Consider the following 12,191-nt stretch of genomic DNA (forward strand, 5'->3'; position numbering starts at 1 on the left):
CGGGGAATTCAACCCTTAGAGATTAAAATCAGTCCATTCTGCTAGAATGACCCCTCTTATGTTTGACTTTCTCAAAGTTGAAGCGCCGCGGCTGACGCCTCAACAGATTGCCCATTCCTTTCGCTGGCTGGGATGGATTGGTTTCTGGCTGCAATCTGTGCTCGGGGTGATCCCAATTTTAGTCGTGTTAACAACCGTCCTATTCAACCCCAAACAACGGCAAAGTAGCGGGCTTTCTTTCGGGTTATGGTTAGCGATCGCCTGTCTAATCATGCTCATCTTCAGTATTTACTGGTCTTTCCGGTATACTCAACTGTCAGCCAGTCTAGAGACAGCCCTACTGCGACCCGCAAAGTCCCAGGTACTTCGAAATCTGAAGCTTGGATTGTTCGCCAATTTTGGCACCATGACGATCGCAGTGATCATCGCTCTAACGCGAGTGGGGGAATTAACCTTCAAAATGCTAACGCTGCCCCAGGGTGCAACGGTCGTTGTTCCCCATCAGATCGGGACAACCGTTGCAGCACCGGGAACGCTGATTACCCCCTCGAATATGATTGCGATTCAGGCAATGATTAATGCCATCGCGTCTGGATTGGTTGGAGCTGTGATCGCATTGCTGTTGCTTTATCAGGTTGGGCTTCATCGCAACCTGGACGCTTGATATCGTGCCTTTCTCAATCTATTTACCCCTTGCTATCCACCATGGGTTCACCGCCATCTATCCCATCAATTCTGAACCTCTTGCCAGGGGATGCCCGCGATCGATTTATCAGCATCTTTCAGCAAAGCTTTTGGGATTTATCCGTGGACAGCTGATGCTGATGCTCTTTCTGGCTCTCTCGATGGGTGAACGGATCGCTGGATTGCTAGGGGTGTTTCTTTCGATTCCGATCGCAGGTATTATTGCCCTCTGGATGCGATCTGCCCCAGAGAAGGCAACCTTGCTCCTGGAAGCAGCTCCAGAAACTGTTGTTGAGCAAAGGGATGGGCAAACATGAAGCGGTATCCAGATTGCTATTTCGTCCTTGTGTTGGGGTTTCTGACAGCCTGTACATCACCCCCACCTCCACGGGCTCCTGTTGATCAATTGAACGTTGTCACCCTCGACCACAAGAAGCTTGTTACAGGTCAAACGGTCTATGTTCCCATCTACTCGCACATCTACGCATGGGAGCAGAGTTTAAAGTTGGACTTAACCGCGACGCTGAGTTTGCGGAACACAGACCTGACTCAACCAATCATTATTACCTCTGCAAATTATTACGATTCGAGCGGTAAACTTGTTCGCAAATATATAGAGAAACCCATAGAGCTTGGCTCCCTGGCTGCGACAGCGTTTGTCGTCAATCAAGACGATGACAGTGGTGGGTCAGGGGCCGCTTTCATTGTAGAGTGGGTGGCTCAAAGGGACGTTTCTGACCCTGTGATCGAGGCAGTCATGATCAATGCCAGTGGCAATCAGGGCTTATCTTTTGTCAGCCCTGGCCGAGTAATCAAACGTTGGGGAAGTAGCAGATAGGTTAAGCAGCTGGTTTCCAGGCTAAATCCGCCAGTAACGATGAAAACCAGGAATTGGTCATCAATGGATTAGTCAGGCTGCCAACTTTGCCTCACCAGTCTCTGACAGCTCTAGATCGACAGTCCTAGTGTCCTGAAAATTTTCTTATCTCCAGTTCATCAATGGCACAGATTTGCAGCAAATACTTAGAGATACTGAACAATGACACTCTTACCGAATCATTCATGGGAGATTATTCACGGCTGAGTCAGATCGCCCTCAGTGCTCCATCGGATTGCCCGATGCCTTCGATCCATCGGCAGCAGATCCGTCAATGGATGTACCAGTGTCGTCAAGGGACATTGGCCTTACTTGAGGGGTTACAAGAGTCAAGGTTGCGATCGCAAATACATGCTGAATTCAGCCCCCTGGGTTGGCACCTGGGACACATCGCCTACACAGAAGCCTACTGGCTTTTGCACCATGCTGAGGGACGGGAACTTGCCGGACGATATCAGCACTTATTTGCTGCCGATGGGCTACCGAAAGCGGAGCGTGAGCATTTACCGCCCCTGATAACTCTGCTGGCCTATGTTCACGCGGTGCGACAGCAAACCCTGGAGACTCTAGACATTGCCCCCCTCGAAACCCAAGAACGACTCTGGCTGTGGTTACTTCAGCACGAGAGTCAACACGGTGAAACCATGAGTTTCCTGAAGCAGATACAGCAGCAACACACTGCTGAGGTTTGCGCCCTCACCTCGATCCATCGTCACCCAGCGCGGCTCCATGACTGGATTAAAATCCCCGCCGGAGAATTTCAGCAAGGCAGCGATCGCCTTGATGCCTTAGACAACGAAAGCTCCCAGCATTGGGTGGATCTCCCCACCTACTGGATCGATCGATATCCTGTCACCCAAGGGCAGTTTGCTAGCTTCATCCAGGCCGGTGGGTATGAGCATTCCCATTGGTGGTCTGCCGATGGTTGGCGCTGGCGACAATCTCAAGGAGTGACCCAGCCCCTCTACTGGCAAGAAGCTCAACCCCAGCATCCCGTGTGTGGGGTCAGTGCCTACGAAGCCGAAGCCTACTGTCGTTTTATTGGCAAGCGTCTGCCCACCGAGGCTGAGTGGGAGAAAGCCGCTAGCTGGAATCCAGAATTGGGGCGATCGCACCCCGTACCCCTGGGGCATGGAACCGCCAACGCCAACTCACTGCAACTATGATCATCAACCAGGGCACACCACCCCTGTTCAGACCTATCCCCAGGGTCAAAGTTACTATGGCTGTGACGACTGTTTGGGCAACGTTTGGGAATGGACAGCCACTGACTTTGCCCCCTACCCCAATTTTGTTGGCTATCCTTACCCTGGCTACTCTGCCGCTTACTTTGATGGGCAGCATCGTGTCCTTAGAGGTGGCAGTTGGGCAACCCGTCCCTGGGCACTGCGGAACAGTTTTCGTAACTGGTATCATCCCGGTGTGCGGCAAATTCTAGCGGGGTTCCGCTGTGCTTCCAGCCAACCTGTGTGAGGGAGTCCATCAATGACAACTTTCTATGAAGTGGTGAATCAATCTCAGCCACAACCCCGGTTCCAATACATTCCCCTGGGTACTCCTGACCAGACAGTGGATCACGGTGAGGATGTGATTCAAGGTCTCAGTCAGGTACCCAAAACCCTTCCCTGCCGTTATTTCTACGACGATCAGGGTTCCTTGCTGTTCGAGCAAATCTGCACTCTGCCGGAATATTATCCCACCCGAACTGAACGGCGGATCTTAACCACTGCTGCGGCTGAAATTGCTGAGTTCACCGGTGGGTGCGAACTGGTGGAATTAGGCAGCGGCAGTTCTAGCAAAACCCGTTTGCTGCTGGATGCCTATAGTCAGCTGGCCGCTCCCTTGCACTATTGTCCGATTGATGTCAGTGGCGGGATGCTGAAAACCAGTGCCCTGGAGTTGCTGGATCAGTATCCCCAACTCCACATCTGTGGCCGAGTGGGAACCTATGAGCAAGCCCTGGTCAATTTGTCCGGTGACTCCCTCGGGGAACCAACACGGGTAATCTCCGACCCCGATCTCCCCCGACTGTTGATCTTTTTGGGGAGTACGATTGGCAATCTGGATGCTGTGACCCTCCAGAAATTTCTGCTCCAAGTCCAGCAGGCACTCCGACCCGGCGATTATTTTCTGCTCGGTGTCGATCTGCAAAAATCGATTGAAATCCTGGAGCCTGCCTATAATGACGCTCAGGGGATCACTGCGGCCTTTAACCTCAATTGCTTACGGCATCTGAACTGGCGATTTAACGGCAACTTTGACCTATCGCAATTTGCTCATTGGGCGTTTTATAACACTGCGGCAAACCAGATTGAAATGCACCTCCGGAGTTTGGTCTCCCAAACAGTTACCTTACAAACCCTGAATTTTCGAGGGGCACTGGCAGCGGCGGAAACTATCCAAACAGAAATTTCCCGCAAGTTTGATCTGCCGACCTTAAAGACGGAGCTACAAGCCTATCAACTGCAACCCCTCCATAGTTGGACAGATCCCCAACACTGGTTTGCGCTGCTGCTCTGTCAGCGGTCGATCTCTGCCTGAACGGGTTTAGGGACACCGATCTTCTTTACAGAAAACGAGTTGCGTGATCACAAGCCAGGAACTGTGAAGCGCTGCAACTCCCGTCACGATCCTGATGAAGTCGTTTTGCGACTCCCTCTCGGCTTCCCTGTTTTAGCGGGCGTACCAACGGTTTTGCGGGATGTTTTGGTGGTTTTAGAGGTTTTAGTGGTGGCCGGAGTCTGAATCGCAGTAGCTTTACTGGTTTTTCGTCCCGACTTCTTCTGGGAGGATTTAGCCGCCAGTAGCTCCAGCGCCATGGCTAGGGTGACTGTTTCAATCGTCTCTCCCTCAGGCAGCGAGACATTGGTTTTGCCATGTTTGATATAAGGCCCATAGGGACCGTTATAAAGATTCACAGGGTCTGCATCTTCGGGATGTGCCCCCAGCTCCCGTAGGGGTTTGATCTGGCCACGACTGCCCCGGCGTCCTTTCGGCTCTGCCAGGAGTTCTAAGGATCGATCCAGGGCGATCGTCAGGACATCATCTCCCGCTTTGAGGGATCGATAATCTTTTCCTTCTTTCCCCTGATCGTGGACGATATAGGGGCCAAATCGTCCCAAACCAGCCTGAATTTTACCCCCTGTCTCAGGATGGGTGCCTAGGGTACGGGGGAGGGCGAGGAGACCCACTGCCGTCTCTAGAGTGAGATTGTCGGTGGTGACACCCTTGGGCAAGGAAGCTCGCTTTGGTTTAGGGCTGGCATCCGTTGCTTCTCCTAACTGGACATAGGGACCATAGTTGCCGACGAGGAGATAAATTGGTTCTCCCGTGTCTGGGTGGGAACCCACCTTATCTGGACCCTCCGTTTTCTGACGGAGCAGTATTTCCACCTGCTCAAAGCTCAGATCGGCGGGGGTGAGATCCTTGGGGATCGAGGCTTTAACCGAACCGCTATCATTCTCAACTTCAATATAGGGACCAAATCGACCAATGCGAACCTTATAGGGCAGTGCGGCTTCCGAGGGAGACTCTAACTGCACGGTGCGAGCCTCATTGGGGTCAATCGCCCCCTCTCGTTCCCGAGTTTGAGTCTCTAGCCCACTGTCTCCCAAATAGAAATTCCGTAGATAGGGTAGCCATTGAGCTTCACCCGTAGAAATTTCATCCAGGGTTTGCTCCATCCGGGCAGTAAATCCTGGATCGACCAAGTCAGGAAAGTGCTTTTCCAGAAGGGTGGTAACGGCGAAAGCCGTAAAGGTGGGAATGAGCGCATGACCAACCATCTGGGCATACCCCCGGTCGATGATGGTGCCAATAATGGTCGCGTAGGTACTGGGGCGACCAATGCCCTCACTTTCCAGGGTTTTAACTAAGGAGGCTTCGGTGTAGCGAGCCGGGGGTTGGGTCTCATGGCCAACGGCTCTCAATTCCTGGCACTCAGGGGCATCCCCAACTCGGAGGAGGGGCAGAATCACCTCCTGATCTTCAATGGCGGCATCGGGATCATCAGAGCCTTCCACGTAGGCACGAAAAAATCCTGGGAAGTCAATACGCTTGCCAGTGGTGCGGAAGCCTGCGTCTTCAACTTGGAGTTGCACCGTAATGTGGGTCTGACGGGCTTCGGCCATTTGGGTGGCAACGGTGCGCTTCCAAATCAGGTCATAGAGCTGTAACTCACGACCAGTTAAACCAGTTTCCTGGGGCGTGCGAAAAGCACTTCCCGCAGGCCGAATCGCTTCATGGGCTTCCTGTGCCCCTTTACTCTTGGTGGTGTACTGACGGGGTTGGGGACTCAGGTACTGAGAACCATACATCTGCTGCACACATTCACGGGTGGCGGCGATCGCCTGCTGAGACAGGTGAACGGAGTCCGTCCGCATGTAGCTAATGTAGCCCTGTTCATAAAGGCTCTGAGCCACTCGCATGGTATCGCGGGCGGTGAGGCGCAACTTCCGGTTGGCTTCTTGTTGCAGTGTCGAAGTGGTAAACGGAGGCGAAGGCTTGCGGGTAACGGGCTTCTCTTCTAGGTGGGTCACGCTCCAGGGCTGGGTCAGCAACCGTGCTTGCAGTTCTCGTGCTTGAGCTTCATTCAGCAGCAGCACCTGCCGTCCCGCTACAATTTGCCCCGTTGATTCATCAAAATCACTCCCCGTTGCCAGTCGGATGCCCCCTAAAGTTGTCAAGCGGGCTTCAAAGGGGGTCTGTTCGTGTTCTAGGAGGGCTTTAAGATCCCAATAACTCCCGGTGCGAAAGGCACGGCGTTGGCGCTCCCGAGTTACTAGGAGGCGGACAGCCACGGACTGTACCCGTCCTGCCGACAATCCCCAGGCAAGTTTTTTTCCACAGCAGCGGTGAGAGGGTATATCCCACTAAGCGATCGAGAATCCGGCGAGTTTCCTGGGCGTGCACCAGTTGTTCATCAATATCACGGCAGTTCCGAAGGGCAGCGTGAATCGCATCCTCCGTAATTTCATGGAAGACCATGCGCCTGACGGGGACTTTGGGCTTGAGCAACTGGGTCAGATGCCAGCTAATGCTTTCTCCTTCGCGGTCTTCGTCCGTTGCCAGCAATAACTCATCGGCTTCTTTCAGAGCATCCTGCAAGGCTTTAACAATCTTCTTTTTATCCTTGGGAACCACATAGAGAGGCTCAAAATTCGCATCGACATTCACACCGAGGGGTGCCCACTTTTCTCCTTTGACGCCCTCAGGAATTTCGCTGGCTGACTGGGGCAGGTCTCGAATATGTCCCATCGAAGCTTCAACCCGGTAGCTGGCGGGCAGGTAATTACGGATCGTGCGGGCTTTGGTAGGGGATTCAACGATGACGAGGGTTGACATGGGACGGGTAACTTCGCGAACAAAGACAGCGTAGCAAAGGCGAATCGAATCTGGTGGGTTGATGGCAGTCCCTGACCTTCATTGCGGAAAGGGCAGGTGCGGGGTCATTCGGGACTTGCTTGATCCAGGTATAGCGCGAATTGGCGACAGTAAGGCAGTCTCTCTGGGATGCCAACCCAGGGTCAATGCGGATGACTCAATCATAGAGAAAAGTTTTCAAGATATCGCTGTCCTAGATATACAGCCATAGGCAGCCAGAATGGGAGCGGTCGTCCGATAGAATTGGGGAGCCTTATAATATCTGCATTCTCCCATCCCTTATATAGCTTATGGATTTTGCCAGTCTTGTAGCTCAACTCAATGCCGGGACAATCCTGCCAGAGGGCATCGTCATCACCACCTTGTTGCTGGTTTTGATTGCCGACCTGATTGCTGGACGTAGTTCTGCGCGCTGGACTCCCTACGGGGCGATCGCCGGACTGTTCGCAGCGATGATTGCTCTTTATTATCAATGGGATACCAGCAATCCGATTGCCTTCCTGGGAGAATTTAACGGAGATCCCCTGAGTGTGGTCTTCCGGGGGATTATTGCCCTGTCATCAGCGGTGACAATTCTCATGTCGATCCGCTATGTGGAGCAGACAGGAACCTCCCTAGGGGAATTCATTACAATTCTACTGACTGCAACCGTAGGTGGCATGTTTCTTTGCGGTGCTGATGAACTTGTCACCATCTTTGTCTCCCTGGAAACCCTCAGTATCTCCTCTTACTTGCTGACCGGGTACATGAAGCGAGATCCTCGCTCCAACGAAGCAGCCCTCAAATACCTGCTCATTGGGGCATCTAGTTCAGCAATCTTTCTCTACGGCATCTCGTTGCTCTATGGGTTATCAGGGGGTGAAACCCGCCTCAGTGCCATTGGTACCAACCTCGCAACCCTAGGAACGGGAGAATCTCTGGGACTGGTGATTGCCCTCGTATTTGTGATTGCTGGCATTGCCTTCAAAATCTCAGCAGTTCCCTTTCATCAGTGGACTCCAGATGTCTATGAAGGCTCACCAACCCCCATTGTTGCCTTCTTATCCGTTGGCTCTAAGGCCGCAGGATTTGCCTTGGCGATTCGGTTGCTAGCGGCTGCTTTTCCATCCATGGAGGCGCAGTGGCACTATGTGTTTACCGCCTTAGCCGTACTCAGCATGATCCTAGGGAATGTAGTTGCCCTCACCCAAACCAGCATGAAGCGCCTCTTGGCCTACTCATCGATTGGTCAGGCGGGGTTTGTAATGATTGGGTTAATAACGGGAACCACAGAAGGGTATGCCAGTATGGTGTTCTATCTTCTGGTTTACCTGTTTATGAACCTGGGAGGCTTTATTTGTGTGATTCTGTTTTCTCTGCGAACGGGCACCGACCAGATCAGTGAATATGCCGGACTTTATCAGAAAGATCCGCTGTTAACCCTAGGGCTGAGCATTTGTCTGCTGTCCCTTGGGGGCATTCCTCCCTTTGCTGGTTTCTTCGGCAAACTGTATTTGTTCTGGGCTGGTTGGCGAGCCGGTGCCTACGGGTTGGTTCTCTTGGGCTTGATTACCAGTGTGGTCTCGATTTACTACTACATTCGAGTCATCAAGATGATGGTGGTAAAAGAACCTCAGGAAATGTCAGAGGTTGTCAAAAATTATCCAGAGATTCGCTGGAATTTACCGGGGATGCGGCCGTTGCAAATTGGCCTGATCTCAACGGTGGTGGCAACTTCCATCGCCGGCATTCTCTCAAATCCCCTGTTTACCCTGGCGAATGATGCCATTGTCAATAGTTCGGTTCTGCAAGCGGAGATTACTCGGACAGCAGTCCCCAGTGTTGCCACAACGAAACTGCCTCCCAACCTGCTGCCAGGGGAGGGTGGGCAGGTACTCTGAGGGGTGGTGATGATTTGTTTGCATCAGGGAGGTCAGAGCCTCCCTTTTTTTGGCGATCGCTGCTGCTGATAATTTTCCAGAGACACCACCACAAGGGCGGCGGCATGTCGCTACTTAAGGCTGAATCCGCACATCAATCACACTGGCATTAAAGTCATAGGTTAACCCTTCCAGTTCTACCAAGGTACCAACTTTGATATTGCTATTGCCCAGTACGGGGCCTTTGCTAGTGATTTTGGCCTCACCGCTCAGGGTGAGTAAGAGATCGGCACTGAATTTCAGTTCCGGTCTGGGATCTGGCAAGGCTTTTACAGAGCCGTCGGGTTGAGGGACAGGGGTGGTACGGGGCAAAATTTCCACCGACTTGACATTAATTTGACCGTAGGGCTGATTCCGAATAATCAAATTTGTCTTCTCACCGGGCTTGACTAGGCTTTGGGGATTACTGACCCCCAAGCCTTTGACCATGACATCGACCTCAACGGGCTTTGTGGCCACGCCAATTTGGGCAACCGAACCAGAGGTACCAGGGAAGAAAAAGATACCGACAACTACCAGCAAAATCACCAAGGCGGCTCCCAGGTCAAGAATACTGATTTTGCCCAATAAACGTCCTTGCGGATCTATCAGAGCCATATGCTGTTTTCGTAGCTAGACTTGGGTCAGGATACCATAGCAAACGCAGCAGCACTGGTGTTCCCCAGCCTGAAGATGGCTGTTGCAACTTCGAGCATCTTCCCTGCGTCTAATCTGATCAGTAACCTCAGTCTTTTTAAGAGACTGCTCACACACCAGAACGATGGTTCAATTGCATCGATTTAGCAGCAGGGGTTTGCGTCATTTCTGGCTCTATCCCTTAGTGGCACTGGGGGTGGCACTGGGATTGATCATGGGTGCACCCACCCGTACCCAGGCATTTCCCTGGGGTGATCTGCTGCGTCAGGGAATTGAAGTCATTCGCCTCTCGACCATTTCTGATCGTCAGGAAGTCGCCCTAGGACAACAAATTAACCGTGAACTCGTCGGGCGAAAAATTCGGCTGTATGAAAATCCCGCCCTGACTCGTTACATTAATCGTTTGGGGCGACAACTAGCAGCCAACAGCGATCGCCCCAATCTCCCCTATCGGTTTCAAGTGGTTGCCGATCGCAGCATTAATGCCTTTGCCACGATGGGAGGCTTTGTCTACGTCAATACGGGCTTACTCCGGGCAGCGGATAATGAGGCCCAACTCGCCAGCGTTCTTGCCCACGAGATTGGACATATCAGCAGTCGTCATGCCGTCGAGCAATTGCGGAAAGCAGCGTTAGAGAAAGGGATAGCGACGGTTGCGGGGCTGGAAGATAGCCGATTGGTTTCCCTGGGGGTGGACTTAGCCATCAACCGCCCCGGTAGTCGTCAGAATGAGTTGGAAGCCGATCAGAAAGGGCTGGTAATGCTGAAACGCTCTGGCTATGCCCCCATCGCCATGGTGGATTTTCTCAAGAAACTACAGGCAGAGCGTTCAATTCCCTCATTTTTGAGTACTCACCCAGCGACTGCTGCCCGGATTATTGCCTTGCAGCAAGCCATTGATCCGGCGACAGCCAGCCAAGGGGAGGGTCTGGATGGATTGGCCTATAAACGCCAATTGCTCAGTCTCTTAGAGTCTTAGCAACTGGCGATGGCGAATCACCTGGGCTGGTTCGATGTGGGTAATGGCTGCTTCCCAGGAGAGGGTTCGCTGGCAGTCCTGGTAGACATTGACCTGATAGACTTGGCGATTGGTGAGATCCAGCCCTGTCAACCAGCCGCTCTTGGGATGGTAAGCTCCGGTATCGATATCTAACCACCCCGCACCCTGAGCCAACTCACCGGGGGCAACCCCAGGGAGGGTGAAGGTAATCGTATGTCCGGCAATGATTAATTTATCCGGGAAGTAAGGCTGGGGATGACTGTGAAAGGCTTCACGAACCCAGCAGAATTCCTGAGCCCCTTGCGCTTCCAAGGGCATCTGGGGGTTGACTCCGGCATGGACGAGCCAAACAGCTCCTAGATCGATGTATAGGGGTAACGTTCGCATCCACTCCACATGCTCCAGCAGCAGATCCATATCCTCGCCATAGCTCACCAGAGTCATGTGGCCGCCGCTATAGAGCCATGATTGCAAGGCTTGATTTTGGATCTGATTGTCTGGAAACGCATCTAACAAAAATTGTTCGTGGTTCCCCAAAAGACATTGATGGGAACCCTCTTTCACAAACCGAACTACCTGGGAGCTCTCGGGTCCTCGGTCAATCAAATCCCCCAAAAAGTAAACCTGATCCGTTGTACTGGGTGCGATCGCCTCCAGTAGGGTCATAAGGCCAGCGTAATGTCCATGCACATCTCCGATAACGATCTGACGCTGGCTGTTGGTACTCATTACTTCAGGTACGGAACGGGTATAGCCGTCTTCGATCTACGGAGCAATCACGGGGCTAGGGATCGCATCTCTACGGAGGTGTCTGAGTCAGGCTAGTCCCATTATGCCGCAATTGTTCCGTGATCTTGCGACCTGCGGGAAAGTCATTGTAAACTGTGTATCATATTTTACCTGTTGAGGGTACGCAGGAGGCGTTGTAAGTCTGCTAGAAACCCTCCCTGACGGCGCCGTTGACCACTGGCCTGCATCAACAACCGATCCAGTTCATCACCGATGGGTTTCAGGGGAACTTCAGCCACGCATTGATGGCTCCCCGCTTGCTCCAACCAAATCTGCCAGGGGGTTGGATAGCTGCGGAACAAGACAGCACCCTCCAGCGGTCGCAGGTAGTAACAAGGTTCAAAGGTATTGAGAAAACGCTGCCGCAGTTGCCGTCCCACATAGCCAATGCCCGTAACGCTGGCATCTTCCAGGCGGGGATTGAGCATGATCAGGGGACGCTCCCCAACTTGCTGACACAGCTTTTCCACCGTCTCGACTTCTACGGCAGACGGAGCAATCAGCACAAAGGATTGATCCCCTGGTTCTACGGTTGCTTTCAACTCCCCCAGCCCGTAGATTGCCACATTGGCGAGCGGCCACTCCCGCCGCGCCAAGGCTCCGGCCCCCGCATCAGCAAACAGCACCTTACAGGGGGCTGGTAGCCAGGTTTCTGGAGCCGTTGGTAGCAGCCATTCTTGGGCGACTGGCATGGGTTTGAGTTCCGGTAGGAGCAGCTCAATTTGTAATCGTGTGTACCCGGCTGAGATCGCAGCTTGGGTAGCACTTCTAGACTGATCAATTGCTTCTTCCAGGGATTGGGGCAGTGTCACCATGATCAATATTCAAGCAGGGTTTTAACTCTTAGTCTCCCTCAAGATGCGATCGCCCTCCCAGGGATTGTGTCAATCTCTCTAGGGGGCGT

Annotated in this window: 9 protein-coding genes and 2 pseudogenes; 7 read left to right on the forward strand and 4 right to left on the reverse strand. The window is 52.8% G+C overall.

Going from position 1 to position 12,191, the window contains the following annotated elements; all coding sequences use genetic code 11:
• Positions 1-58: 58 nt before the first annotated feature.
• From DO97_RS07680 to egtD, 5 genes and pseudogenes are all read left to right on the forward strand, one after another.
• Entirely contained in the window at positions 59-664 is a 606-nt protein-coding gene (locus DO97_RS07680) for a DUF3611 family protein (RefSeq protein ID WP_036532225.1), read from the forward strand.
• Between the two features lie 4 nt (positions 665-668).
• The gene (locus tag DO97_RS24985; RefSeq protein WP_204368531.1) at positions 669-1,001 is read left to right on the forward strand and encodes a hypothetical protein; all 333 of its coding nucleotides are present in this window, start codon (positions 669-671) and stop codon (positions 999-1,001) included.
• The gene (locus tag DO97_RS07690; RefSeq protein WP_036532229.1) at positions 998-1,522 is read left to right on the forward strand and encodes a DUF3124 domain-containing protein; all 525 of its coding nucleotides are present in this window, start codon (positions 998-1,000) and stop codon (positions 1,520-1,522) included. The genes DO97_RS24985 and DO97_RS07690 overlap by 4 nt, the downstream gene beginning before the upstream one ends.
• Before the next feature lie 281 nt (positions 1,523-1,803).
• Positions 1,804-3,034, forward strand: a pseudogene (locus tag DO97_RS07695) (SUMF1/EgtB/PvdO family nonheme iron enzyme).
• Between the two features lie 12 nt (positions 3,035-3,046).
• Complete coding sequence (gene egtD, locus DO97_RS07700) at positions 3,047-4,102, forward strand: L-histidine N(alpha)-methyltransferase (protein ID WP_052128510.1); 1,056 nt, start codon at positions 3,047-3,049, stop codon at positions 4,100-4,102.
• Between the two features lie 83 nt (positions 4,103-4,185).
• Here egtD and topA read toward each other — a convergent pair.
• Positions 4,186-6,904: pseudogene (topA, locus tag DO97_RS07705) on the reverse strand (type I DNA topoisomerase).
• A gap of 329 nt (positions 6,905-7,233) precedes the next feature.
• Here topA and DO97_RS07710 point away from each other — a divergent pair.
• Positions 7,234-8,823: an NAD(P)H-quinone oxidoreductase subunit N gene (locus DO97_RS07710; protein ID WP_036532232.1), complete on the forward strand. Its 1,590-nt coding sequence runs from the start codon at positions 7,234-7,236 to the stop codon at positions 8,821-8,823.
• Positions 8,824-8,937: 114 nt separating this feature from the next.
• Here DO97_RS07710 and DO97_RS07715 read toward each other — a convergent pair whose 3' ends face one another.
• Complete coding sequence (locus DO97_RS07715; protein WP_036532233.1) at positions 8,938-9,459, reverse strand: DUF4330 domain-containing protein; 522 nt, start codon at positions 9,457-9,459, stop codon at positions 8,938-8,940.
• Between the two features lie 196 nt (positions 9,460-9,655).
• Between DO97_RS07715 and DO97_RS07720 the strand changes: the two genes are divergently transcribed.
• The gene (locus DO97_RS07720) at positions 9,656-10,477 is read left to right on the forward strand and encodes a M48 family metallopeptidase (RefSeq protein ID WP_239651562.1); all 822 of its coding nucleotides are present in this window, start codon (positions 9,656-9,658) and stop codon (positions 10,475-10,477) included.
• Here the strand turns inward: DO97_RS07720 and DO97_RS07725 are convergent.
• Complete coding sequence (locus DO97_RS07725) at positions 10,466-11,227, reverse strand: metallophosphoesterase family protein (RefSeq protein WP_036532236.1); 762 nt, start codon at positions 11,225-11,227, stop codon at positions 10,466-10,468. The two genes, DO97_RS07720 and DO97_RS07725, sit on opposite strands and share 12 nt — an antisense overlap.
• A 167-nt stretch (positions 11,228-11,394) precedes the next feature.
• The gene (locus tag DO97_RS07730; RefSeq protein ID WP_036532239.1) at positions 11,395-12,102 is read right to left on the reverse strand and encodes a DUF1995 family protein; all 708 of its coding nucleotides are present in this window, start codon (positions 12,100-12,102) and stop codon (positions 11,395-11,397) included.
• Positions 12,103-12,191 lie beyond the last annotated feature (89 nt).

This window comes from Neosynechococcus sphagnicola sy1, assembly GCF_000775285.1.
Classification (GTDB): domain Bacteria; phylum Cyanobacteriota; class Cyanobacteriia; order Neosynechococcales; family Neosynechococcaceae; genus Neosynechococcus; species Neosynechococcus sphagnicola.